The 25,459-nt window shown below is 57.4% G+C and carries 17 protein-coding genes; 3 read left to right on the plus strand and 14 right to left on the minus strand.

Annotated elements, in window-relative coordinates; genetic code table 11:
- Positions 1-526 precede the first annotated feature (526 nt).
- From JLG71_RS20655 to JLG71_RS20685, 7 genes are read right to left on the minus strand one after another with little or no spacing between them, the layout of a single operon-like run.
- Entirely contained in the window at positions 527-1,795 is a 1,269-nt protein-coding gene (locus JLG71_RS20655; RefSeq protein ID WP_025107062.1) for a Zn-dependent hydrolase, read from the minus strand.
- The gene (locus JLG71_RS20660) at positions 1,785-2,969 is read right to left on the minus strand and encodes an amidase (RefSeq protein ID WP_032748603.1); all 1,185 of its coding nucleotides are present in this window, start codon (positions 2,967-2,969) and stop codon (positions 1,785-1,787) included. The genes JLG71_RS20655 and JLG71_RS20660 overlap by 11 nt, the downstream gene beginning before the upstream one ends.
- Before the next feature lie 18 nt (positions 2,970-2,987).
- Entirely contained in the window at positions 2,988-3,998 is a 1,011-nt protein-coding gene (locus JLG71_RS20665; RefSeq protein WP_109241132.1) for an ABC transporter ATP-binding protein, read from the minus strand.
- Positions 3,988-5,031, minus strand: coding sequence for an ABC transporter ATP-binding protein (locus tag JLG71_RS20670; protein WP_004848592.1), 1,044 nt, complete (start codon positions 5,029-5,031; stop codon positions 3,988-3,990). The genes JLG71_RS20665 and JLG71_RS20670 overlap by 11 nt, the downstream gene beginning before the upstream one ends.
- 3 nt (positions 5,032-5,034) lie before the next feature.
- Positions 5,035-5,928: an ABC transporter permease gene (locus tag JLG71_RS20675; protein WP_014228319.1), complete on the minus strand. Its 894-nt coding sequence runs from the start codon at positions 5,926-5,928 to the stop codon at positions 5,035-5,037.
- A 2-nt stretch (positions 5,929-5,930) separates the two neighbouring features.
- Positions 5,931-6,884, minus strand: coding sequence for an ABC transporter permease (locus tag JLG71_RS20680; RefSeq protein WP_004848587.1), 954 nt, complete (start codon positions 6,882-6,884; stop codon positions 5,931-5,933).
- Positions 6,885-6,902: 18 nt separating this feature from the next.
- Entirely contained in the window at positions 6,903-8,567 is a 1,665-nt protein-coding gene (locus tag JLG71_RS20685) for an ABC transporter substrate-binding protein (RefSeq protein ID WP_200913789.1), read from the minus strand.
- Positions 8,568-8,891: 324 nt separating this feature from the next.
- Here JLG71_RS20685 and JLG71_RS20690 point away from each other — a divergent pair, with 324 nt between their 5' ends.
- Together JLG71_RS20690 and JLG71_RS20695 are read left to right on the plus strand one after the other, a co-directional pair.
- Positions 8,892-10,007: a YbdK family carboxylate-amine ligase gene (locus JLG71_RS20690; protein ID WP_200913790.1), complete on the plus strand. Its 1,116-nt coding sequence runs from the start codon at positions 8,892-8,894 to the stop codon at positions 10,005-10,007.
- 51 nt (positions 10,008-10,058) lie between these two features.
- A complete protein-coding gene (locus JLG71_RS20695; RefSeq protein WP_048263535.1) occupies positions 10,059-10,778 on the plus strand; it encodes a phosphodiester glycosidase family protein in 720 nt (239 codons plus the stop codon).
- A gap of 660 nt (positions 10,779-11,438) precedes the next feature.
- On the opposite strand, the gene JLG71_RS20700 is transcribed toward JLG71_RS20695, so the two are convergent.
- The 3 genes from JLG71_RS20700 to JLG71_RS20710 all read right to left on the minus strand — a co-directional run bounded on the left by JLG71_RS20700 (position 11,439) and on the right by JLG71_RS20710 (position 18,418).
- Positions 11,439-14,531, minus strand: coding sequence for an efflux RND transporter permease subunit (locus JLG71_RS20700; RefSeq protein WP_200913791.1), 3,093 nt, complete (start codon positions 14,529-14,531; stop codon positions 11,439-11,441).
- Positions 14,532-14,541: 10 nt separating this feature from the next.
- Entirely contained in the window at positions 14,542-15,624 is a 1,083-nt protein-coding gene (locus tag JLG71_RS20705) for an efflux RND transporter periplasmic adaptor subunit (protein WP_032748593.1), read from the minus strand.
- Between the two features lie 70 nt (positions 15,625-15,694).
- The gene (locus JLG71_RS20710; RefSeq protein ID WP_200913792.1) at positions 15,695-18,418 is read right to left on the minus strand and encodes a cation-transporting P-type ATPase; all 2,724 of its coding nucleotides are present in this window, start codon (positions 18,416-18,418) and stop codon (positions 15,695-15,697) included.
- Positions 18,419-18,911: 493 nt separating this feature from the next.
- Between JLG71_RS20710 and JLG71_RS20715 the strand changes: the two genes are divergently transcribed.
- A complete protein-coding gene (locus tag JLG71_RS20715) occupies positions 18,912-19,160 on the plus strand; it encodes a DUF1158 domain-containing protein (RefSeq protein WP_025107071.1) in 249 nt (82 codons plus the stop codon).
- A 359-nt stretch (positions 19,161-19,519) separates the two neighbouring features.
- Here the strand turns inward: JLG71_RS20715 and JLG71_RS20720 are convergent, their stop codons facing one another.
- The 4 genes from JLG71_RS20720 to JLG71_RS20735 form a co-directional block, all read right to left on the minus strand.
- Positions 19,520-20,518 carry a LacI family DNA-binding transcriptional regulator gene (locus JLG71_RS20720; protein ID WP_025107072.1) on the minus strand — a complete coding sequence of 333 codons (999 nt, stop codon included), beginning with the start codon at positions 20,516-20,518 and terminating at the stop codon, positions 19,520-19,522.
- 291 nt (positions 20,519-20,809) lie between these two features.
- Positions 20,810-22,204, minus strand: coding sequence for an MFS transporter (locus JLG71_RS20725; RefSeq protein ID WP_200913793.1), 1,395 nt, complete (start codon positions 22,202-22,204; stop codon positions 20,810-20,812).
- Positions 22,205-22,222: 18 nt separating this feature from the next.
- The gene (locus JLG71_RS20730; RefSeq protein ID WP_200913794.1) at positions 22,223-23,923 is read right to left on the minus strand and encodes a glycoside hydrolase family 32 protein; all 1,701 of its coding nucleotides are present in this window, start codon (positions 23,921-23,923) and stop codon (positions 22,223-22,225) included.
- Positions 23,924-23,982: 59 nt separating this feature from the next.
- Positions 23,983-25,332 carry a glycoside hydrolase family 172 protein gene (locus tag JLG71_RS20735; protein ID WP_032694572.1) on the minus strand — a complete coding sequence of 450 codons (1,350 nt, stop codon included), beginning with the start codon at positions 25,330-25,332 and terminating at the stop codon, positions 23,983-23,985.
- Positions 25,333-25,459: the final 127 nt, after the last annotated feature.

Below are 25,459 nucleotides of genomic sequence, written 5' to 3' on the forward strand. Positions count from 1 at the left end.
GGACAGGCGCGTCAAGCGCCGCCTCCGGGAGAGTTTCATACAGCAGCGGGGATATCTCTGAAACAACGTGTTATGCAGCGATGCCCTGGCCCCCGCTGAAATCGGCGAACCGGAGGACCGAAGACAAGGGCTGGCCGCCAGGGATGGCGGCCAGAGGCGAATCGAGACATTGATGTCGAGTTGAGCCGACCGCAGGCTGAGGTCCGGGAGGTGAGCGCAGTGCGCAGCACCGATTTCTTTGCGGGACCGCGGGGATTGTAAAGGGGGAGACGGTTTTCTCCCCCTTTACCCGTTCACCTACCACGGTGAGACATTTTCTGCGAAATAGCGGTGAACGGAACCCCTACCACACCTTCCCGGAGGCGGCGCTTGACGCGCCTGTCCGGGCTACCCAATCTGCCTCCCTCAGGCTCCGGCCCCGGAAATCCCGGGTCGCGGCGTAAACGCCTTACCCGGGCTACTGCCCCGCAGGCGGCTGGAAACCCGTAGCCCCGGTAAGCGCAGCGCGACCGGGGAGAGCGGCCGTTTATACCACCCGCGCGTACTGCAGCATCACCTGCAGCAGCACGTTCGCGCCGGCCTCAACGTGCTCCGGCGACGCATACTCAATTTCGTTGTGGCTGATCCCATCCCTGCAGGGGATAAAAATCATCCCCGTTGGCGCCAGGTAGCTCATATACACCGCGTCGTGCCCGGCGCCGGAGACAATCTCCCGCGCCGGATAGCCCAGCCGCTGCGCGGCGTCGGCGATCGCCGCCTGGCAATCCGGGTGGAACGGCGCCGCCGGATAGTGGCTCACCTCTTTCAGCGCCACCTTCAGGCCGCTCTCCCGCTCAACCCCGGCGATAAACGCCCGCAGCTGGCGGTCCATCTCATCCACCAGCGCATCGCTGAGATTACGCATATCAATCGAAAAAGTGACCTCTCCCGGCACCACGTTGCGGCTGTTCGGATAGACCTGCACCCTCCCTACCGTACCGCGCCCTTCCTCGCTGCGCCCGGCGATCGCCACGACCTCCTGCATAATGCGGGTCGCCACCTGCAGCGCATCCTGACGCAGGCGCATCGGCGTCGGTCCGGCGTGGGACTCCTGGCCAGTCACCACGCAGTCATACCAGCGGATCCCCAGCACGCCCTGCACGATACCGATAATTTTCGCTTCATCTTCCAGAATCGGCCCCTGTTCAATATGCGCTTCGAAGTAGGCGCCAATCGGATGATCGCCCGGCGTCTGGCTGCCGATATAGCCGATGCGCGCCAGCTCCTCGCCCACGGTTTTACCGTCCGCATCCTGCGCGGCATAGACAGTTTCCAGCGGGAATACTCCGGCAAACACCCCGGAGCCCATCATCACCGGCACAAAGCGCGAGCCCTCTTCGTTGGTCCAGAACACCACTTCAATTGGCGCTTCGGTTTCGATATGCCGATCGTTCAGGGTGCGCACCACCTCCAGCGCCGCCAGCACGCCGTAGTTGCCATCAAATTTGCCGCCGGTGGGCTGGGTATCAATATGGCTGCCGGAGACAATCGGCGGCAGCGCCGGATTACGCCCTTCCCGGCGCATAAAGACGTTGCCGATTTTATCGACGGTGACGCGCATCCCCGCCGCCTGCGCCCAGCTAATCACCAAATCCCGCCCCTTGCGATCGAGATCGGTGAGCGTCAGACGACAGCAGCCGCCCTTCGGCGTGGCGCCGATTTCCGCCAGCGCCATCAGCGACTCCCACAGACGCTCGCCGTTAACCCGGCAGTCGGTGGTTTCGGTCATCGGGGTAAAAAGGACATCACTGCTCATTTCGGTCTCCTTGCATAAACGCGGCGGCCAGCTCGACCAGCAGACGATCGCTGCCGCGCGGGCCTAAAAATGACATCCCCAGCGGCAGACCGCCCGTCTGGGCGACCGGCAGCGTCACCTGCGGACGTTGGGTCATCACGGAAATTAACAGCAGGTCGTGAGACAGGCGCCGGACCGCTTCTATCTCTTCGGCCTGCGCCGTCAGCAGCGGCGCGCCATCGGGAACGGTCGGCATCACCAGGACCGCATCGCCCAGCTGCGCGTCCCACCAGGCGGTAAAACGCTCGCGCAGCTGGCAGGCGGCGTCAAACTGCGCGCGGGTGACCGCTTTGCCCCAGAAAAAGCGCTCGCGGACGTCCGGGCCTAGCTGCAGACCATAGCGCTCAATGGTTTCGCCCTGCGCCTGCCACGCTTCGTAGCCCTGAATCTGACGGAAGGCGAGATAAATATCGTCAGCGTCGGGCAGCGGCGCATCGAGCGGCGCTAACGGGCCGAAAAAGCGCGCCAGCCGTTGGCGGACCGGCAGCAGCGCCTGCTGGCTGCGCAGCGGCAGGCGGGAAAACAGCCCATCGTGGCAGGCCAGCCGCACGCCGTCGAAATCCGCGCGTTCATCGTCGAACAGACAGGCGGCGACGGCGGAAAAAACCTCCGGCGAACGGGCAAAGAAGCCGCAGGTGTCCATGGTGGCGCACAGCGGCTGGCAGCCGTCGAGGGAGAGACGGCCGTGGGTTGGACGCAGGCCAAACAGTCCGCAGTAACTCGCCGGCGTGCGTACCGAACCGCCGGTATCGCTGCCGAGGGCAAAGTCGCACGCCGCGTTCGATACCGCCGACGCCGAGCCGGACGACGATCCGCCGGGTATATGATTCGGCGCGGCGCCGTTGCGCGGGGTACCGTAATGCACGTTGTGCCCGCTCATCGAATACGCCAGCTCGCTGGTATGGGTTTTGCCGATAAAGCGCGCGCCGTTATCTAACAGCTTTTGCACCACCGGCGCGGTGCGGTTTTTAATCCCGGACAGCGCCAGCAGGTGCGGATTGCCCCCGCCGGTTGGGTAGCCCGCCACGTCGAACAGATCTTTGACCGCAAAGGTTAAGCCGCTCAGCGGCCCGCTGAGCGCATGCGCCACCGGATGCGGCGGATAGGGCATAAAGGCGCGAATGTCGTCCTGCATGATGGTTTCCTCCTGGCCTCAGGCGTAAAGCGCCTGGTTTTCAACGGACGGGCTCAGATCACGCCAGCGATGGCAACTTACCACGTGACGCGGCCCGGCCGGTTCGGTCGTCGGCTGGCTTTGCGCGCAGGCGGGGCGCGCGTGTGGACAGCGTTCGGCAAACGCGCAGCCCGGCGGCAGGCACGAGAGATCCGGCGGCGAGCCGGGAATACAGTGCAGCGCGTCGCCCTTTTTCAACCCCTCTTTCGGCCGGCTGCCCAGCAGCACCTGGGTATAGGGATGGCGCGGACGATACAGAATCTCCTCGATCGACGCCTCCTCCACGATGCGCCCGGCGTACATCACCGCCACCCGGTCGGCGATCTCCACCGCCGCGCCGATATCGTGGGTCACAAATATAATCGACAGATCGCGCTGCTTTTGCTGCTCACGCAGCAGAATCAAGATTTGGATTTGCACCGTGGCATCGAGGGCGGTGGTCGGCTCATCCGCCAGCAGCAGCTGCGGGTTGCAGGATAACGCGAGGGCAATCATCGCCCGCTGGCGCATCCCGCCGGACATCTCGTGCGGGTAAGCATCCAGCCGCCGCTCGGGGCTCGGAATGCGCACCTGACGCAGCGCCTCCAGCGCCCTTTCCCGCGCCGCCTGCCGCGACAGGCCTTCATGGCGACGCAGCCCCTCGACAATCTGCTGGCCCACGGTATAGACCGGGTCGAAGGCCAGCAGCGGCTCCTGGAAAATCATCGCGCAGCGCGCGCCGCGGTAGCGCCGCAGCTGCCCGGCGCTCATGTTCAACACATCCTCTTCCCCGACCCTCAGGGTACCGGAAAGCACGCTGCTTTTCGGCGGGTGCAGCCGCATCAGGGCGCGCAGGGTGACGCTTTTCCCGGAGCCAGACTCGCCGATCAGCGCCATCACCTCGCCTTTTTGCACATCAAAGGAGACGCCGTTGACCGCGTTGACCGTCTGACCGTCGCGGCGAAACTCAACCCGCAGGTCGCGGATATGGACGTAGGCTTCATGCGACATGGCTGACCTCCTGAATGGCGATATTTTGATGCCAGGGCGACGCGGGCTGCGCCATCAGGCAGGCGCTCTGGTGCCCCTCGCCGACGCTTTCGAGCGTCGGTTTCACCTCGGCGCACACTGCTCTGGCGTGCGGGCAGCGGGTATGAAAGCGGCAGCCGGAGGGCGGAGAAATCGGGCTGGGCGGATCGCCGCTCAGCGGCGAGGTTAAGGTGCGATTGTGCGGGTCCATTGACGGCATCGAGCTTAACAGCGCCCGGGTATAGGGGTGGGCCGAGGCGGTAAACAGCTGCTCCGCCGGGCCAATCTCCACCACCTCGCCGAGATACATCACCAGAATGCGGTCCGACAGCCAGCGCACCACGTGCAGATCGTGGCTGATAAACACATAGGTCAGCGCCAGCGTCCGCTTCAGCTCCTGCAGCAGCTGCAGCACCTGAGCTTCCACCGACTTATCCAGCGCCGAGACGGCCTCGTCGAGGATCACCAGCCGGGGCTTCATCGCCAGCGCGCGGGCAATATTCACCCGCTGGCGCTGGCCGCCGGAAAGCGCGTGCGGATAACGATGGGCAAAACGTTCCGGCTCAAGGCCGACGTGCGCCAGCAGATAGCGGGCGTACTCGCTGGCCTCTTTGGCGCTGACGCCGTGTACCCGCTGGCCGAACGCAATGCTCTCTTCCATAGTCATGCGCGGATTGAGCGAGGCGTAGCTATCCTGGAAAACCATCTGCACCTGGCGGCGATACGCTTTCATCGGCAGGCGCGATGAACCCACCTCCAGACCATCGAAGATCAGCTCCCCGCTGTCCTGCTTAAGCAGCTGCATCAGCAGCCGCGCGGTGGTGGATTTACCGCAGCCCGACTCCCCCACCACGCCGAGGGTTTCGCCTTTGATCACCGAAAAACTGACGTCGTCCACCGCCTGCACCACTTCGCGCGCTTTGCCGCCGCCGGCGGGAAAATGTTTCAGCAGATTGTTGACCTTCAGCAGCGGCTGCGCCGGTCCGCCGAGGTCGATATTGATAAAGGGTTGCATCGCTTACTCCTTAATCGCCATTGCCGCACGCAGGCGGTCCGCGAGGATATTGAACGAAATGGAGGTGATAAAAATCATCAGGCCGGGCAGCGCCGCTACCCACGGCTGGGTATAAATCGCCGTACGCAGGGTGTTCAGCATCAGCCCCCATTCCGGCTCCGGCGGGCGAACCCCGAGACCGAGAAAAGAGAGCCCGGAGGCGAGGATCATGCACACCGAAATCAGGCCGGTGGAGAAGACGAAAATCGGCCCCAGCACGTTGCCCAGCACCTGGACGCGAATAATGGTGAACGCGCTGGCCCCGGTGGCCCGGGCGGCGTCGATATAGTCCATATGCCGCACCTGCGCGGTGACGCTTTCGGCGATACGCGCCACCTGCGGCACGAACACCAGGGTCAGCGAGAGCAGCGCGTTACCGATGCCCGCCCCCAGCGCGCCAGAGAGCGCGATCGCCAGCAGCACCGAGGGAAAGGCGTAAAACACGTCCACGGTGCGCATAATCAGGGTGTTGGTTTTACCGCCCGCATAGCCGGCGATAATGCCGATCGCCCCGCCGATGAAAAAGGCGAACACCACCGGGACAATCCCCATAAACAGCGACAGCCGGGTGCCGAGAATCAGCCTTGATAGCATATCGCGCCCGAGCTCATCGGAGCCCAGCGGAAAGCCGTCGGCGCCAATCGGTTTGAGGCGTAAAAACATCGATGTTTGATACGGATCTTTCACGATTAGCCAAGGACCGAACAGCGCCAGCGCCAGCAGGATGAGAATGATCGCGCCGACGAATACGCCGCCCGGGTCGCGCAGCAGGCGGCGAAACACGCCGCGCCAGTAGCCTTGTCTGGCAACCGTCGCGGCAGAGACGGTAATGCCTTTGGTCGTCACGGTATCCACCATCGTCAGCTCCTCTTAATTCGCGGATCGAGACTGGTTTGCAGAATATCCACCAGCAGATTGAGCAGGACAAAGAACAGCGCCAGTACCCAGATGGTGCCCTGCAATAGCGGCAGATCGCGCTGGAAGATAGCGGTGTTCAGCAGCAGACCGGTGCCGGGCCAGGAGAAGACGGTTTCCACCAGAATCGAGCCGCCCATCAGATAGCCGACCTGCAGCCCCATCACCGCCAGCGCGGTCGGGGCGGCGTTTTTCACCACGTGCAGAAAGATCCGCGACTCGTTGAGCCCCCGGGCGCGCAGGCCAACGATAAACTCCTGGCTGAGAATGTCCGCCACCTGCGAGCGAACGGTGCGGGCGATAATGCCGGTCGGGATCACCGACAGCGTGAAGGCCGGCAGCAGCATAAACTGCAGGTGTTCCCAGTTCCACTGCCAGCCCACCTCGCCGATTGGCCCGCCGCCGGTCGCCGGCAGCAGCGCGAATTTGACGCTAAAAACGATGACCAGCAGCATCCCCAGCCAGTAGTGCGGTACGCTGACGCCAAACACGGATAGCACCGAGGCCAGACGGTCAATAATGCTGTTACGAAAGTAGCCGGCGACAAAACCGAACAGGCTGCCCAGCGCAAACCCGATCGCCGTCGCCAGCAGCGCCAGACGCAGAGAGTAGGTGACCGCCGTCATCACTTCATCGATGACCGGGCGCCCGGTGGCGACCGACATGCCCAGATCGCCGTGCAGCGCCCGCCATAGCCAGTGCACAAACTGCAGCGGCAGCGGTTTATCAAAGCCGTAGGCCTGCATTAAGGTCTGACGCAGCGATTCCGAAGCGTCCGGCGGCATCACCGATACCAGCGGGTCGCCCGGCGCTATCTGCACCAGCATAAAACAGATCACCGCCACCCCGAGCATGGTGGGGACGGCCAGCAGGATGCGATATAGCAGCGTATTGATCATCTCTTGCTCCCGTGTCGATTACTCTTTTTTGCTCACCAGGCTGAGGTCGATAAACCAGCTTTGCGGCTGTACCACACCGGTGACGGCTGGCGATATCGCCCTTGGCCCGACATCGTGGGCGACGAACAGGAACGGCACCTGATCGACCAGCGCGGCGTGCAGTTCACCCGCGGCTTTATCCATTTCAGCCGGGGTAAACGCATGTTTCACCGCCGCCGCCAGCTTTTCGGTTTCCGGGGTCGAGAAGTAGCCCCAGTTGGTCGCCACCGGCGGGAAGGCCTTCGCGGTGGAGAAGCGGATCATGCCGAAATAGGGATCGTTAACCGCGGCGCTGACGTTGATCGCATCGATCCCTTTCGCCGACGGATCTTTCGCCCCGAGACGCCAGTTGGTAAACAGGGTGTTCCATTCGTTGACCTTAATGTCAACGTTAAAGAAGCAGCTTTTCAGGCTCTGCTGGATGTACTCGTTCATCGGCAGCGGCTGCATCTGCCCGGAGCCGGAGGCCGAGGTGGCGACCGTGACGTGCAGCGGTTTCCCGGCGCTATACCCGGCTTCGGTCATCAGCTTACGGGCGGTATCCGGGTCATATTTGATCTGGAAGGTGGGTTTACCGTGCCACGGGCTGCCGGCCTCGTAGACGCCGGTCGCTTCGGTCATATAGCCGCCGAGATAGCTTTTGAGCTCCGCGCGGTTCAGGCACAGGTTGGCGGCTTTGCGCACGCGAATATCTTTCCACGGCGAGCCCTCTTCGAAGGAGAACTGCCACGGCCACAGGTGCGGCTGGGTGTTGGCGTAGATTATAAAGCCCTGGGCTTTTATCTGATCGACCGCGTCCGGGGCCGGGGCTTCGATCCAGTCCACCTGCTTCGAGAGCAGCGCCGCCGTGCGGGCGTTAGCTTCCGGCAGCGGGATCAGCACCACTTTGTCCACTCGCGGAATGCGATCTTTGTTCCAGTAGTCGGGGTTCTTATCGAGGATCAGCTGCTGGCGAGGAACCAGTTTTTCCATTTTGAACGGACCGCTGCCCACCGCGTGGGCGGCGAACTCGGTCCACGCCTGCTTACTACGCGCGGCGGCATCGCCGGCGTTTGCCGGCACTGCGTCATACAGCTTCTGCCACGCCGTCGGTGAAACGATAAACAGGTTGGTAAGGTTGTACGGCAGCAGCGCGTCCGGTTCGGAGGTGGTCAGCGCCACGGTGTGGTCGTCAATCTTTTCCGCGCCGGTCAGGGTCGGCATGCGTGAGAGGGTGTTGCCTATCTGGCCCGGGGCATACTGCGGCGCGGCTTTATTCAGCACCTTATCCACGTTCCAGACGATGGCATCGGCGTTGACCGTTGAACCATCGTGAAACTTAACGCCCGGGCGCAGGGTGAAAATCCAGCGGCTTTGATTTTGCGGGTCAACGTGCCACTCGGTCGCCAGCCCCGGCACCAGGCCGCTGGGCTTTTCTCCCTGTGAGAGATCCCATTCAACGAGGGCGTCGTAGAGCGGAATGCCGGTGAAGCGATTGCCCTCAAAGCCCTGATCGGGCTGTCCGAGGGTCAAAGGGATATCGGCGGCGGTCATGGCGATCCGCAGGGTTGAGGCATTGGCCGGCAAAGAGGCGATCAGCGCCAATGCTCCGCTAACAGCAACGGCGAGATGGCATTTACGCGAAAATATTTTTTTCTTCAGCATCACATTGTCCCTGTTAAATAAAAGTCGCTATTTAACAGGCAAGATACATACCAGTTCTGAACGCGCGGGGAATAAGCGTGAAATGGCTTATAAAATAAGAATGACTTATATCATCTATATGATTTTATTTAAAAAATAGAATAACCTTATCTTTTTGCACCACCGGCGGGAATTCTGTTGCAGGATTGCACCAGCCTTACTTTCTTTTTAAAGGGATAATCACGTGGCGTTATTTTCTATAAATTAAATTCATGATGTCCGGCAGTTCATCAGTTTGAGGCGTTGTCTTCTATACTTTCTGATAAAGAGAAAGAGGGAGTCGCCATGCCGTTACCTGATTTTCACCGCTCCGAGCCGTTTACCCTCGGTATCGAGCTGGAGCTTCAGGTCGTCAACCCGCCGGGTTTCGATCTGAGCCAGGACTCTTCCGCGCTGATTGACGAGGTTCAGGGCACGCTGAAAGCGGGCGAGGCCAAGCATGACATTACCGAAAGCATGCTGGAGATCGCCACTGGCATCTGCCGCGATATCCACCAGGCCACCGCGCAGCTGAGTGCGATGCAGCAGGCGGTGCTGCGCGCCGCTTCCCGCCATCATGTGCAAATCTGCGGCGGCGGAACGCATCCGTTTCAAAGCTGGCAGCGCCAGCAGATCAGCGATAACCCGCGCTACCTGAAAACCGTCGAGCACTTTGGTTACCTGGCGAAGCAGGCGACGATCTTCGGCCAGCACGTGCACGTGGGGTGTCAAAACGGCGATGATGCCATCTATCTTCTGCACGGCCTGTCGCGCTTCGTACCGCATTTTATCGCGCTGAATGCGGCATCGCCCTGGCTCGACGGGACCGATAGCGGCTTTGCCTGTTCGCGGCTTAACCTTTTTGCCGCCTATCCCGATAACGGCCCGATGCCGTGGGTGAATAACTGGCAGGCTTTTACCGGTCTGTTTCGCCGTCTTAGCTATACCAGCATGATCGACAGCATGAAGGATCTGCACTGGGATATCCGCCCCAGCCCGCGCTTTGGTACCGTCGAAGTCCGGGTGATGGATACGCCGCTGACGATTGCTCAGGCGGTGAATATCGCCGGGTTTATTCAGATCATCGCCTGCTGGCTGCTGACGGAGCGGCCGTTTAAGCATCAGCCCGAGGATTATCTGCTCTACCCCTTCAACCGCTATCAGGCCTGCCGCTACGGGCTCGATGGGATCAATACCGATGTTAACGGCGGCGAACAACGAACATTGCGCGAAGAAATTTTACAGCTGGCGGATAGGCTGGCCCCCAGCGCCCACAAGCTGAATGCCGGCAGCGCGCTGGAGGCGATTGTGCGCCAGGCGAAGCAGGATCGCAGCGAGCCGCAGCAGATGCGCGAGTTTGTCGCCAACGGCGGTTCATTGATCGGGCTGGTACAAAAGCACTGCGAAATCTGGACGGCGTAGCGGCGATAAAACGCTATACTGCACGCTTTCGTCGTCTGTCTGGAACCTGTCGTGCGCTTTTTCTCTCTTCTGCCGCTGCTGCTGTTATCCCTGCCCGCTTTCGCCAGCGGGAAGTGCTCGCTGACCGACCCGTCGCTGACGCTGCAAAGCTATACCGTTGATCCGCAGCGCGAACGCATCGTGATGTACTGGCAAAAAGAGGACGGCAAAGCCTGGGGATCGCTGCGCGCCCTGCTGGCGGATATCGACCACAACGGACAGGTGCAGATGGCGATGAACGGCGGAATTTATGATAAAGCCTACGCGCCGCTGGGGCTGTATATCGAGAAAGGCAGGCAGCTGACCCCGCTTAACCGCGCTTCCGGCGGCGGCAACTTTTTTATTCGTCCCGGCGGGGTGTTTTATCTGCGCGGGCAAAACGCGGGGATTGTCAGCATTGATAAATTCAGGCCGTCGCCGGCCATCCGCTACGCCGTGCAGTCCGGGCCGATGCTGATTGAAAACGGCAAGATCAACTGGCGGCTGAAGCCGTCCGCCAGCTCGCGCAAGCTGCGTAACGGCGTGGGCATCACCGGCGATGGCAAAGTGGTCTTTATGCTCAGCGCGCGCGAAACCAATTTCTATGATTTTGCCTGCTACGCGCAGTCCAGGCTCAACGTGCGCCAGATGCTCTATCTCGACGGTACCATTTCGAAGATGTACCGGAAAGGCGGCAGCGTGCCGTGGCAGTACCATCCGTTCGTCACCATGATCGCGGTGGAGAGCAGATAGTTTTCATAACATCGTCTGCGGGGAGTAGCCCGGGTAAGGCGTTTACGCCGCGACCCGGGATTTCCGGGCCCGGTGCCTGAGGGAGGGAGATTGGGTACCCGGACAGGCGTGGCAGCGCCGCCTCCGGGACGGTGTTGAGGGATTCCGTTCACCATCAAGTCGCAGAAAATGTCTCATCGAGGCACGTGAACGGGTAAAAGGGGAGAAAACCGTCTCCCCCTTTACAATCCCCGCGGTCCCGCAAAGAAATCGGTGCTGCGCACTGCGCTCACCTCCCGGACCTCAGCCTGCGGTCGGCTCAACTCGACATCACTGTCTCGATTCGCCTCTGTCCGCCATCCCTGGCGGCCAGCCCTTGTCTTCGGTCCTCCGGTTCGCCGATTTCAGCGGGGGCCAGGGCATTGCTGCATGACACGTTGTTTCAGAAACATATCCGCAGCGGCATGAAAATCTCCCGGAGGCGGCGCTGCCGCGCCTGTCCTGGCTACGGATTACCGGCAATCTGCGGCCCGGTAGCCCGGCTAAGCGCAGCGCAAGCCGGGAAGAAGCCACAGCAATACCACGTCGCGGCATATTCCCCGGGTTGCGGCGTAAACGCCTTACCCGGGCTACGGGTTATCGGCAATATGCAGTACTGTAGCCCGGACAGGTCCGGGCCACCTACATCCGGCGGTGGGCCCACTCGCGCAGCCGCTGGAACAGCACGTATAGCGAAGGAATAAACAAAATGCCGATTACCGTCGCCACCAGCATGCCGCTGAACACCGTGGTACCGATAATCCGCCGGCTCTGCGCCCCGGCGCCGGTGGCGAGCATCATCGGCACAATCCCGATGATAAAAGAGACCGCCGTCATCATTACCGCGCGGAAGCGGCGGGTCGCCCCTTCGCGGGCGGCATCGACGATCGACATCCCCTCTTCGCGCTTCGCCCGGGCAAACTCGACGATCAAAATCGCGTTTTTCGCCGCCAGCGCGATCAGCAGCACCAGGCCTATCTGCACGTACACATCGTTGGCGTAACCGGCCCACCAGAGCCACAGCAGCGACCCGCCGATGGCGAACAGCACCGACAGCATCACGCTCGCCGGCAGCGTCCAGCTCTCATACTGGGCGACGAGGAACAGCCACGCCATCGCTACCGCCGCCAGCACAATCCACACCGCCTGGTTACCGGTCTGCTGCTCCTGCCAGGAGATGCCGCTCCAGGCGTAATCATAACCGTGCGGCAGGTTCGCTTGTAAAATCTGCTCCATCACCGCCATTGCCGTCCGGCTGCTGACGCCTTCGGCCGCCGACCCGCTCACCGATACCGACGGGAACTGGTTATACTGCTGAATAAACGGCGCGCCCACCGTCGGCGTAATCGTCACCAGATTACTCAGGCGAACCCGCTCGCCGCTGTCGCTGCGCACGTACAGCTCGCTTATCTGCTCTGCCCGCTCGCGCCACTGCATCTCGTTTTGCATCACCACGTGGTAGACACGATTGTTGATGCTGAAATCGCCGGCGCGGGTGCCGCCAAACGCGGTTTGCAGGCTGCTGAAAATCCTCGCCACCGGTACGTTCAGCCGGGCCGCCTGGTCGCGATCGACGGTGAGCGTCAGCTGCGGCACGTTGCTGCTCCAGGTGGTAAATACCCGGCTCAGCTGCGGGTACTGATTAGCCGTCCGCAGCACCTGATGCGTCACCTGCTCCAGCTCCGCCGGCGATTGTCCGGCCTGGGCCAGAATGCGTAAATTAAACCCGGAGGCGTTGCCCAGCCCCGGCAGCGTCGGCGGCGCAAAAGTCATGATCGTCGCCTCCGGTAGCCCCATCAGCTGGCCCTGCACCTTTTCCATCACCGCCTCCAGCGGCAGCCGCTGGTGCCAGTCCTTCAGCATCACCGAGATAAATCCGCCGTTTGAAGCGCTGGTACCGTTGAGAATATTAAAACCGGAGACCTGAATCACATCCTCAACCGCCGGATTCAACAACAGCAGCTCGCGCGCCTGGGCCATCACCGCTTCGGTACGCTCCAGCGAGGCGGCTTCAGGCAGCTGCACGCTGGCAAAGAAGTAGCCCTGATCTTCCTGCGGCAGAAAACCCTTTGGCATGGTGATAAAGCTAAACACCACCACCCCGGCCGCCGCCATCGTCGCCGCCAGCGCCAGCCAGGGGTGACGATTCATCCTCCCGACCAGACGCCCGTAGCCATCGCGCACCGTATCCAGACCGCGGTTAAAACCGCGCCAGATAGCGGCTGGCTGCTGCGGCCGCGGACGCAGCAGCAGCGCGCACAGCGCGGGCGTCAGGGTCAGCGCCACCACGCTCGACAGCGTCACCGCCGTCGATAAGGTCACCGCAAACTGGCGATACAGCTCGCCGACGATCCCCGGCAGCATCGCTACCGGCACAAACACCGCCAGCAGCACCAGAGTTGTGGCGATCACCGGCCCGGCGATTTGCCGCAGCGCCTCGGCGGTCGCGGCGCCGCGATCCAGCCCCTCCGCCATTTTCGTTTCCACGCTCTCCACCACCACGATGGCGTCATCCACCACCATCGTCAGGGCGAGAATAATCGCGAACAGGCTCAGGGTATTGGCGCTGTAGCCCAGCGCATAAAGCACGGCAAAGGTGCCAATAAGCGACACCGGGATCGCCAGCGCGACAATCAGCGTCGCCCGCCAGCTCTGGAGGAACAGCGAAACCACCACCACCACCGCCATAAGGGTCAGCGCCAGCGACACGCCGATCTCTTTGATCGTCGCCGCCACAAAGCGGGTGGTATCAAACTTCACTTCCCAGGTGAGATCCGCCGGGAAACGCGCGTGCAGCCGGGTCAGCTCAGCGCGCACCGCGGTGGCGACCTGCAGGGCGTTGGCGGTGGGCGTCGGATAGATACCGAGATAGGCGGAATCTTTGCCGTTAAGCTGCGCGCCGGAGCTATAGCTGCGCGCGCCCAGCTCAATGGTCGCCACGTCAGACAGGTGCACCAGCTGGCCGCGTTCGCCGCTGCGAACCACAATTTGCCCGAAGCCGGCGGCGTCGCTGAGTCGCCCGATACCGTTGATGGTCAGCGTCTGCTGCTGGCCGTTAAATACCGGCGGCGTCCCCACCTGCCCCGCCGCACCCTGCACGTTCTGCTCGCGCAGCGCCTGGGCAATATCGTCGGTTGTGATATTCAGCGCGTTCATGCGGTCGGGGCGCAGCCAGATGCGCATGCTGTAGTCGCGCGCGCCGAACATCTGCACTTCCCCGACGCCGGGTAGACGCGCCAGCGCCTCGCGCACCTGAGTGCTGGCGTAGTTGCTGACAAACAGCGGCGATAGCGTGCCGAGCGGCGAATAGAGACTCACGCCCATCAGCAGGTTCGTCGCCCGCTTACGCACCTGCACGCCGTTCTGCTGCACGTCGGCAGGCAGCTGCGCCACCGCCTGCGACACGCGGTTCTGCACGTCGATCGCGGCTAAATCGGCATCGGTCCCGGCGGCAAAAGTCAGGCTCAGGCTGTAGGTCCCCTCATCGGAACTGGTGGACTCCATATAGAGCATATGATCGACGCCGTTGAGCTGGGTCTCCAGCGGCGCGGCAATGGCTTCCGCCACGTCCGCCGCGCTGGCGCCCGGCCAGCTGGCGCTAACGTTGATGACCGGCGGCGTAATCTGCGGATACTGCTCGACCGGGATCAGCTTCAGCGAGACCGCGCCGACAAAGGTCATCAGCAGGGCAATCACCATCGCAAAGCGCGGGCGACGGATAAAAAATGTGAGCATCACCTCTCCCTTATTCACTCAGCAGCTGAACGGCCGCGCCGTCACGCAGGCGCTGGGCGCCTTCCGTCACTACGCGCTCCCCCGCTTTCAGACCATCGGCCACCACGAAGCTCTGGCCATGCTGACCGGCGGGCGCTAAACGGCGCATCGTCACGGTGTTGTCCGCCGTCAGTACCCAGCAGTAAAAGCCCAGCGCATCCTGCTGTAGCGCAGAGGCCGGGATCATCGGGCTCTCCTTAAGCTGCTGCGGCCGGAAGAAAACCGTGACGTTGCCGCCCGGCAGCAGACGGTGCTGCGGGTTGGCAAACTCAGCGCGCAGCGCCACGCTGGCGGTGCGGCTATCAATACGGTTATCGACGGAGGTCAGGGCGCCGTCTTCACGCCGTCCATCGACATCCACCTGCGCCAGCCACGCCTGCTTTAGCGCGGCGATATCGGTGTGCTGCCCCGCTTTCGCGAAAAAGGCGGTTTCATCCAGCGAGAACGCCACGCGAATGGGATCAAGCTGGACCACATCGACCAGCACGCCGCTGGCGGGATTCACCAGCCCGCCGACGTGAAAAGGACTATGGCCGACGCGCCCGGTGACCGGCGAGGTAATGCGGGTATAGCCGAGCGTAATCTGCTGGGCGGCAATGCGCGCCCGGGCCTGCTCGACGGCGGCGGCGGCGACATCGCGCTGCATCTGCGCGGTGTCTACGTCGTTGCGGCTGATTGCGTGGTTATTTTTCAGCTGCTGGTAGCGGCTCAGCTGCTGCCGGGCCTGGCGTAGCGAAGCCTGCGCGCTTTTCAGTTCAGCCTGGGCCAGCGCCAGTGCGGCTTTCGGCTGGGCGTCATCCAGCGTAAACAGCGGATCGCCCTGGTTGACGTACTGCCCATCCTGGAAGTGGCGCTGCACAATCTTTCCTTCGGTGCGGGCGCGAATATCGACGGAGTGAATGGCCTCGACGCGGCCGGAGATTTGCCGTTCACCGGCATGCGGTACTTGTTCCACGGTAGCGACGCGCACCGGAACGGCCGGCGCGGCGGCGGCGGTGAGCGCGTAGCCTGCCAGACCGCAGGCCAGCAGGGCGGAGCGGATAATCTTGTTCATGGGGAATTCCTTACGACGATGCGGCGTCCCTCCCCCCTCAGGAGAAGGGACGCCGGGCGGGTCAGACACGCTATGCGGCTTTGCGGAAACGACGGGTCAGGCGCTTCTCAACCTCCACCACCAGGAACATCGCGATACCGATGACCAGCGTGATGAACCAGTAGCGCAGCGGCAGCCCTTCGGTGCCAAACATCGTCTGCATCACCGGTACGTAGATGATGACCAGCTGCATCAGCAGCAGCACGCCGCTCACCAGCCAGATGCCTTTGTTGCGCAGCAGTCCCATGTTCAGCGAGAAGCTGTCGCTGCTGCGGCAGTTAATCATGTAGACCCACTGTGCGGTGACCAGCATCTGCAGCAGGACGGTGCGGATAAACTCCGGACTGTGGCCGCGCGGCGCCAGCCAGGCTTCAAGCATAAAGGCGGCGACGGCGATCATGGTGCCGACGAAAGCGACGCGCCAGACGGCGAAGGCGTCCATAACGTGCTGGCCGGTTTTACGCGGCGGCCGGTTCATGGCGTTGCGCTCGGCGGCTTCAAACGCGAGGCCGAAGGAGAGCGTCGCGGAGGTGGCCATGTTCATCCACAGAATCAGCACCGGCGTCAGCGGAATGATGTTCCCCGCCAGCAGGGCGATGATAATCAGCAGCCCCTGCGCCAGGTTGGTCGGCATGATGAACAGAATGGTCTTCTTCAGGTTGTCGTAGACCCGACGCCCCTCTTTGACCGAACTGGCGATGGTGGCAAAGTTGTCGTCGGTCAGGACCATGTCGGCGGCCTCTTTGGTCACCTCGGTGCCTTTAATCCCCATGGCGATCCCGACGTCGGCCTGGCGCAGCGCCGGGGCGTCGTTGACGCCGTCGCCGGTCATGCCAACCACTTCACCGTTATCCTGCAGCGCTTTTACCAGGCGCAGCTTGTGCTCCGGGCTGGTACGGGCAAAGATATCGTACTCAACGGCGGCTTTCGCCAGCTCGGCGTCGTCCATGTGCTCCAGCTGATAGCCGGTCATCGCCTGGCTGCTGTTGGTGATCCCCAGCATCTGGCCAATGCTCATCGCCGTCTGCGGGTGGTCGCCGGTAATCATCTTCACGCGGATCCCCGCGTTCTGGCAGGCGTGGATAGCGTCAATCGCTTCCGGACGCGGCGGGTCCATCATTCCGGCAATGCCGAGGAAGACCAGTCCTTCGCGCAGATCGTCGTGGGTCAGCGTGGTGCTGCCAACGGTGGCCGGTTTGTAGGCGGCGGCGACCATACGCAGGCCCTGGCGGGCAAAACGCGCCATCTCCTCTTCCCAGTACTGCGGCTCGAACGGCACCGCCCCCTGCTTGCTCAACTGATGGCGGCACAGGGCAAAAATCACGTCCGGCGCGCCGGTAATCAGCACCTGCTCGACGTCGCCCATTTTCTGGTGGGTCGCCATGTACTTGTACTGCGAGTCGAACGGGATTTTCGCGACCAGGCGGGCATCGACTGGCGCAAGCTGCGCTTTCGCCGCCAGCACCTTCAGCGCGCCTTCGGTCGGCCCGCCGGTAATGCCCCACAGGCCGCGCTCGTCCTGAATCATCTGGCTGTCGTTACACAGGTCGATGGTGCGCAGATAGGTTTCCAGCACGCTGCCCGGTTTAATCTGCACCGGCTCGTTGCTGCCTTCCAGGCAGATGTTACCCTGAGGCTCGTAGCTGTCGCCTTCGACGCGGTAGCAGCAGTCGGCGGTGATGATCGCTTTGACGGTCATCTCGTTCATCGTCAGGGTGCCGGTTTTATCCGAGCACACCACGGTCATGGCGCCCAGGGTTTCCACCGTTGGCAGCTTGCGGATAATCGCCCGCTGACGCGCCATCGCCTGTACGCCCAGAGAGAGAATAATCGAGATAATCGCCGGTAAGCCTTCCGGCACGGCGGCCACCGCCAGGCTAATCAGGGAGAGCAGCAGCTCGCCGAGAGGAATGTCGCGCAGCGCGAGGCTGAAGACGAACAGCGCGGCCATCATCGCCAGGATGATAACGAAAATCGCCTTACCGAGCTTATCCATCTGCACCAGCAGCGGCGTGCGGTGCTTCTCGATGCCTGCCATCATCTGGTTGATGTGGCCGAGCTCGGTCTCCTGACCGGTTGCGGTCACCACGCCAACGCCGCCGCCGGCGCTGATGGTGGTGCCGGAGAAGAGCATATTGGTACGGTCGCCCAGCGGCAGTTCGCCTTCCAGCGCGTCGGTGGTTTTATCCACTACCGTCGACTCGCCGGTGAGAATCGCCTCTTCGACCCGCAGATTATGGCTCTCAATCAGACGCATATCGGCAGGCACGCGGTCACCCGCGCGCAGAATCACGATATCGCCCGGCACCAGGTCGCGGGTCGGGATGGTTTCATGCTTGCCGCTGCGCTGCACGCGCGCGTCGCTGGAGAGCATATTGCGGATGCCCTGCAGCGATTTTTCGGCGTTGCTCTCCTGGATATGGCCGATCAGGGCGTTGATCACCGTAACGCCAAGGATGACGAGCGTATCGACCCAGTGGCCCATGACCGCGGTGAGCGCGGCGGCGGCCAGCAGGACAAAAATCAGGACGTCGTTAAAGTGGGCAAGGAAGCGCAGCCAGGCCGGCTTGCCTTTTTTCTCCGGCAAGGCGTTGGGGCCGAAGGTCTTCAAACGCTCGGCGGCCTCGGCGGAACTGAGGCCGTCGACGTGGCTTTTTTTCTGCGCCAGCACCGCATCAACCGTCTGCTGATATGCGCGGCGTGGCGCGACATCCCCTGAGGGGGTGGTATTATTAGTTTTGATCGTTTTGGTCAAAATATATCTCCCTTAAAATTCCGTGAGGCGGAAAGCCTGGAATCATTCCGGGCCAATGAGAAAAATTTCAAACAGGCGGGAGATAATTTGAGCTTGCGCAATATTTACTCTCTCGCCAATACAAAATTTATGGTAAGTTAATTCTATAAAACAACTATTGCAGAATATTAATAAACCAAAACTAAACGAGGTCTACTATGTTTGGAATCTATCGCGGACGCCGTCTGGTGCTGTACATCCTGCTGGCCATTATTATCGCTACACTGGTGGGATATAGCACCTATACTTTTGTAAAAGCGCTGGCTTAATAATGACGTTAATTTACATTGCAATGTAATTAACTTAATCACAAATATTACTAAAATAATTAACATAAAAAGAAAGCGGATGTTTAAATATAATACTTAATGCGTATTTTAATAACGTACGAAACCATATTGCATTGATTCTCTTTTTACCGGACAATATGTTTTTAACTGATGATTAACAAATAATGAAACATCCGCTAGAAACGCTCATGAGCGCCGCCGGCATTCTCCTGCTGGCTTTACTCTCCTGCCTGCTGCTGCCGGCGCCCTCGCTGGGCCTGACGCTGGCGCAGAAGCTGGTGGCGACCTTCCATCTGATGGATCTCAACCAGCTTTATACCCTGATCTTTTGCCTGTGGTTTTTAGCGCTGGGCGCCATCGAGTATCTGCTCCTGCGCTGGGTCTGGCGTCGCTGGTTTTCCCTTGAGCGCTAAGCCGGTCAGGTCGCGCATGCCGTTGACCTGGCCTTCTCACCAGGCGGCGTCATCGGGGCCGGTAAATTATCGCTTCACGCGTTTTCGCAATAGCCGCAGCGCAGTTAAGGGTAAGAGCCGCTGGCCGAAGAAGCCTGCGGTTTTCACAGACCCCTGACTATGAGGTGCACGTGCTTCAGGCTTCCCTGAGTCACCAGGTCAGTGCCTACAAAGAGAGATTCAGGATGGGCTCTGCAAGCAGAGTCCACGTAGCCGGTCTCTGCTTTGATCGAAATATACCCGTCATACTTTCAAGTTTTTAGGGTATAAATAGCTGAAGCGCCTGCGCAAGCCGCTTTATTTGTACTCATACCCGCCACCTACTTTAACGAACCCCGAATGATCGGATCACAACTAATCGCTACATTACAGATGGAGTGTGAATCTTCCGAAACGATTAAATCATAACCTTTTAATACCATATTTCGGTAAGGTAACTCTACCGTAGTAAGCTTAGGATAGACTCTCTGCGAAATAATACTCTGGTTATCAAAACCGATCACCGAAACGTCCTGGGGAATAGAAAACCCCAGCCGTTGCAAAGAAAAGTATACTTCCAGCGCAATTTCGTCACGACCGCAAAAGATGACATTAACGCCACGCTGAATAGCGCCAAGAATATCATTATCTAATACTGTGAAATCATAATCATAGCTAACCGGAACAACAAAATAATCATCAGCAGAAAACGCAATGTGATTATCATTAAGCGCCTTTATATATCCCTGCTTGCGCTTAACCGCGGCGTGATAACTTTCATCAAAATTAATAAAAAGGCTGCGGGTAAACCATGGGCGATGAAAGACCAGATTAGCAATATTATACAATCCTTGCTCGTTATCAGCCTGCACGCTAGAATAATTACCGCGCGCACAATGACAGTTAACAAACACAGTCTTGACCTCATCAAATATTGACTGATACTCAATTTCACAAGGATCAAGCGAAAGGTAAATAAGACCTGATATTCGTTTCTCTCTAAGAAAATTAAGGTCCAGTTCGGTGGGAGAGGAATCTTCAACATGGATAAAAATTAACTGATAGTTGGTTTCCTTAGCTTTTTCACTGATCGAACCCAGCATTTCACTACCATAGCTACTTCTTCCCATATTTAATGAGATAACGCCAATAACCGGTAGCCGGGATTTTTTCATGTCCCTTGCCGCCGCATTGGGGACATAGTGCAGCTCTTTGGCCTTGGCCAAAATCTTCTCTCTGGTTTTGGCTTGAACTTTTTCAGGGTTATTAAGCGCTCTTGATACGGTGACGTGTGAAATACCCAATGCCAACGCTATATCTTTGATTGTGACCATTTCCATCTACCCTCTCAATCAATAACGTGTGTCGTTAAATAAATCAGACATGGGTCACAACTATTCTCAAAAATACCAACCCGCACCTTTCTCTCCGATATTTTTCCAATCATCAACGGGGTCCTTATCTGCTTGCCACCGCTCAGCAGCAATCGGTGAGCCTTGAAGAGTACCGCGATCCTAATATTACTATACTCTTTAAGATGTTCGTTTTCCACTACGGAGATATCGGAACAATTGTTATCGGGGTACCAGATACGGCAAAATCTAGTACCTGAATGCTTAAGCAAAAAGTCATTAACAATCTACTATCCGATCTTTTTCACTAGATAGCTTATCAGTGGGTAATTTATTGCTAACGATCATCTCCCTGAAATATTCATTATCAATAAAATAGCGTTTAAATACAAAACTGGCTATCAAAAAGAAAATGGCAGGAATAAATGTTACCGCCATCGATAGCCCCAGCAATGTTTCCATAGATAATTTAGCTCCCGCTTCATATCCAATCCAGGTCAGGGTATAGCCCGTAATAGGGCCAGAAATACTCATTCCCAGCTTTTGGCTAAACGAGATAAAGCCAATCGATAAGCCTGAGGTATTCACCCCGGTTTTAATTTCCCCATAAAAACCCACCTCAGCGATAGAGGCCCATAAAATAGGCGAGTTAATCTCCGAGACGGCGCAACACAGGAAATAGAAGAGGATTGCCAAATATAAATCACCGATACCGACGATAAAATACATGGCAACGGCCATTAACGCGGACAAATAAAGAGACCAGCGGAATACGGCCAGCTTATTATAGCGATCCGTTAACCATTTAGATATCAACGCACCAGCGATACCGCCGGCAGACCACATCCCCATGAAGATACCGATTTCCCATCCACCTGCGGCTTTTGCAAATTCAGTGCCATAAATGAAGGCAATGTTACCACGCGTGGCGAAAGCAATCAGTAGCAGGACCATAGTAATACAGAGAATCAACCATTGGTCATTTTTCATTAATGATAGAATTTGCTTCTTCGTTGAAACATTGTTGGGACTATTAATTTCAACTCGCTCTTTAACATAAAAAGCACAAAACATAAGAACAATGATGCTGGCAATCCCTAAGACCAAAAAGGCCAGGGCATAGGCATTTCCAGCCTCGGCAACGCCTTTAGAAGTCACATAGTATGGTACAAAGGTGGTCACAATAATAGTGGCGGCTTTCGCCATCGGGAAACGAAACGTATTCGCCTTCAGGCGTTCAGCAGGGTCGTTGGTCATTACCCCGACAAGAGAAATATAGGGGATCGCAATCATGGTAAACATAATGCTATTTAAAATATATGCCCCTGTTGTCCACCCCAGCCTGGCACTGTAACTTTCACCAACCACGGTGAACAACATAAAGAGGGAAATACCAAAGGGAATTGAACAGATAGCGATCCAATGACGATAGCGGCCCCAGCGAGTTTTCACCTTACCTGACAACCACCCCATCACAGGATCGGTAATGGCATCGATCAAACGCACGGCGAGGAGTACCCATCCCGCATCAATCGGCGTTAGCCCTACCACGCTGATCATAAAAGTATAAATAAGGAGAGAGGCGGAAATAATTGAAACACTTAAGGCCATATCTCCGGAGCCGTATGCCACGTGCTCACGCACGGACATCCGTTCTTGGCTTGTGGTATTCATTTTTCAATCCTCCAGGCTTTACCAGCTTGTATGTAAGGTTTCGATTCGTATGTTTTTTTCGCGAAGAGTATTCACTTTTAATTGCTTACAGTGTGATAGTTTATAACTGCGTTTCGTTGCGCAGATTTCACCATCATTGATAAACAGCTCGACAATTCCCGCATCAAAAATAATCTCGAGATTTTTTATCTCTGCTGCGCGAGCCCGGTATTGCGCTTCACTCACGACGGTTTCTTCTATGCTCACATAGCCATCGCGGTATGAAATCGCCAGCCATTCCCCCTTATCTCCGGCCAATATGAGGTCTTCGTTCGGCTGTAAACCCTGCTCTAAGCGGATCCTTAATGATTTTCCCTTGTTGATACGATGGTCCTCACCGGCTTTCAATTTGACGTCACAATATTCGTCAACGTATTTTTCAAGCTCGTTAACGGGGCGCATAGCGACTTTATTGTTGGCGTTAATGAAGATTTCTTTTGGAATAGACATTTCACCGTTATATGATGATTTAATTGGCTTTTTCATTGCCCAATTAAATAGCCATGCAATACCAACCTGGCGCTGGCCGTCCTTGAACGTTTGTAATGCATAATACTCCGTCGCGAAGTCCAGCACTTGCATCTCGCTTTCCGCAGTGAAAACGCCGTTGTCAAATGTGCCAATAATGGCGTACAGAAGATTGTGACGCTTTGTCTCTGGCTCCTGGTAACCGACAATACCGATAGTCAGTACCCATTTAGCGCCCAGCTGGAAAAAATCCGGACATTCAACGCAACGGCCTTTATTTTCAGCAAAATATCCCGGCGCCGTATACAGGACATTTTCAAACGCCCATTCCTCACTGTCCCGTGAGACAAATTGAAGCACGGACGGGTTCCCGTCATAAACGGAGCCGAGGATCATTCGATAGCACTGCGTTTCGCTATCAAACCAAACTTTAGGATCGCGAATATCACAGCCAACTAATTCTATTTTTTTCTCCAGAATAGTCTGGATATGCGTTGCTTTAATACCATAGCGATCAATCGCGGCCTTCTTCTGTACTTCAATATAATCCTTATAGAGATCGTAGGCCGGGAGACGTTCCGTATAGAAAATTTCCGCCTCGCCTTCGTTATTGATAAAGGTCGTACCGGAGAAAGCCCCACCGGTCGCCCCCAGAGAAGCCAGGGGATGTTCGGGATGGTTAAATACCGGCAAATGCGTCCAGGAAATCAAATCGTTACTGATGGCATGCCCCCAGTGCATCGGGCCCCACTCGGTACTGTTTGGATTGAACTGGTAGAACATATGATAAGTGTCATCTATCTTACACAAACCATTTGGATCATTCATCCAGGCCTGAAAAGGTGAGAAATGCAGTTGAGGTCTGAATGTTTCTTGCGTATACCACTCTTTCAGTTTTGATTTTGGGTAGCATTGCAGACCGGTGCCATTATCAATAAGGTAAATAACGCCTTGATGATAGACGTTAGTTTTATCATAGTAATAAAAAAGGGATATCTCTGCCCTGTCTTCATCATAGCTTAAGGTTAACTCCCCCTTTTGATGGTGGGTATAATGATAATAATTAAAAAAACCAGCCCCTTTCTGGATTTTATATAGCAGTTGATTATCGCTTTTAATAACTAATAGAGGTAGCGGCTCATTATTTTTCTTTTGGCGCAGCCAAAATTCAATCGTGATGCCTTCAGCAGAGGGTATTGAGAAACTTTTCATATTGATGACCTGTAGGTAAGCTCGGCCAGTTCAGCCACTGGCCGAGACGAATTAATAAATTACTTCACCTTGCGTGCGATAAATTGCGCGTGCTTCTTATTGCCGGCTTCTTTTTCTCGGGTGGCTTTTAATTTGGCTTCGATTTCAATTTGTCGGGTTTTCATAAACTCTTCGAAGCGCCGTTTAGCCGTGTCCTTCTGCATTTGCTGCTCTGCGGTCAATTCGCACGTTGATTTACCGATACCCCGACGTTCAATATCGCCAGGGGTCGTAGGAATACGTTCATCTAAAGGCTGGATAGTGACAGCGCCTGGCTTTTTTTGATACCAGTAAGCCGTAGAGGCCCAGTCATCACAAAGATGGTTGGCGTGACCATGCTCAATTGTTACGCGAATGCGTTTCTTGAAATGTACAGGATCGGTAATATGAAATTTATAGCTTGTCTGGAAGCCGGGAACGATGCTTTCGTGTAATGCTGTTCCATTATATAAACCCGCGTTATCCTGCATCCCCCAGGCGTGATTAAAGTAATCTTCCGTGCCGGTACCGTGTATACTCGGCGGCCATGTATCATCATCGACAAATATCATGTCGTCACCCTCCCCCCACCAGCTTCCCTGGAAATGAGCGACCGATAAATTACAGCCGACATAATGCCCCTCGCCTTCAACATTAAGCACTTCATAGTTCCCTTCAGCGCTCAAAGTTGAGATATTGACTTCCGGGCTATTGGTTTGCAGCTCGGGTCCCCAGCCATTGCATGGGTTAGCGCGCTTCCAGTTAGCATGAAAATACGCGATATCATCCTTGTGTTCTTCAGCATACATTTCATAATCGATGTAAAAATACTGCCCATAGGGAATATCATTCTGATTTTCAATTTCGATGACGGCGCGCGTGTTAAACGGCATTGGAAAGAAACAGTTCAGTGCCGCGCTGCCGCCAAACTTATAGCGTTCTTCAGGCTTGGTAGAAATATTAATCGGGAGGGTATTAATATTACCGGGCATGGAGTGACCAATACAGAAAAAGTCCCCCAGGGGCACAACCACACTCGGTTCTTCAGCATTGTCCCAGTACATTTTAATTAGCACTTTGCGGTAATAATGGGGATCGGCCACTTCCCAACACACGCCCAACGCATTGTGAATTTCATTGACTGGCGCAATCCATTGGCCCATTTTGGGATCAATAACACTCGCCCCCAGCACGCGGCGACAAAATTGCGTCATCCAGATATGGGTGATACAGCCAGCCCCTTGAATATCTGCTAGCGTTACGCTTTCCCCGGGACCAATTAGCCAATAATCCTGATTCTTACCGCTTTGATCCCAGCTTGAAAGACGCCCCGTTTTTGCATCCCGAACCGTTGCCAGACTTTGTAAAAAACCACCGTATTGTTGAGCCATGATACCCTCCGATTGTCAGTTTAATTTAAATGTACACGTGTACATTTGCGTTGGTTTGAATGTTAGTGACTAAACTCAGGCATAAATGTGATTAAAATCTCGTTTGACCGACGTTAAGGCAGTAAAT

Source organism: Klebsiella michiganensis (genome assembly GCF_015139575.1).
Lineage (GTDB): Bacteria > Pseudomonadota > Gammaproteobacteria > Enterobacterales > Enterobacteriaceae > Klebsiella > Klebsiella michiganensis.

Excerpts from the sequence above, each read along its gene's own strand:
- JLG71_RS20670 (WP_004848592.1), bottom strand. The coding sequence starts at position 5,031 with ATGCAACCCTTTATCAATATCGACCTCGGCGGACCGGCGCAGCCGCTG.
- JLG71_RS20690 (WP_200913790.1), top strand. The coding sequence starts at position 8,892 with ATGCCGTTACCTGATTTTCACCGCTCCGAGCCGTTTACCCTCGGTATC.
- JLG71_RS20735 (WP_032694572.1), bottom strand. The coding sequence starts at position 25,332 with ATGGCTCAACAATACGGTGGTTTTTTACAAAGTCTGGCAACGGTTCGG.
- JLG71_RS20705 (WP_032748593.1), bottom strand. The coding sequence starts at position 15,624 with ATGAACAAGATTATCCGCTCCGCCCTGCTGGCCTGCGGTCTGGCAGGC.
- JLG71_RS20700 (WP_200913791.1), bottom strand. The coding sequence starts at position 14,531 with ATGCTCACATTTTTTATCCGTCGCCCGCGCTTTGCGATGGTGATTGCC.
- JLG71_RS20685 (WP_200913789.1), bottom strand. The coding sequence starts at position 8,567 with ATGCTGAAGAAAAAAATATTTTCGCGTAAATGCCATCTCGCCGTTGCT.
- JLG71_RS20660 (WP_032748603.1), bottom strand. The coding sequence starts at position 2,969 with ATGCAGGACGACATTCGCGCCTTTATGCCCTATCCGCCGCATCCGGTG.
- JLG71_RS20675 (WP_014228319.1), bottom strand. The coding sequence starts at position 5,928 with ATGGTGGATACCGTGACGACCAAAGGCATTACCGTCTCTGCCGCGACG.
- JLG71_RS20715 (WP_025107071.1), top strand. The coding sequence starts at position 18,912 with ATGAAACATCCGCTAGAAACGCTCATGAGCGCCGCCGGCATTCTCCTG.
- JLG71_RS20665 (WP_109241132.1), bottom strand. The coding sequence starts at position 3,998 with ATGTCGCATGAAGCCTACGTCCATATCCGCGACCTGCGGGTTGAGTTT.
- JLG71_RS20680 (WP_004848587.1), bottom strand. The coding sequence starts at position 6,884 with ATGATCAATACGCTGCTATATCGCATCCTGCTGGCCGTCCCCACCATG.
- JLG71_RS20655 (WP_025107062.1), bottom strand. The coding sequence starts at position 1,795 with ATGAGCAGTGATGTCCTTTTTACCCCGATGACCGAAACCACCGACTGC.
- JLG71_RS20720 (WP_025107072.1), bottom strand. The coding sequence starts at position 20,518 with ATGGAAATGGTCACAATCAAAGATATAGCGTTGGCATTGGGTATTTCA.
- JLG71_RS20725 (WP_200913793.1), bottom strand. The coding sequence starts at position 22,204 with ATGAATACCACAAGCCAAGAACGGATGTCCGTGCGTGAGCACGTGGCA.
- JLG71_RS20730 (WP_200913794.1), bottom strand. The coding sequence starts at position 23,923 with ATGAAAAGTTTCTCAATACCCTCTGCTGAAGGCATCACGATTGAATTT.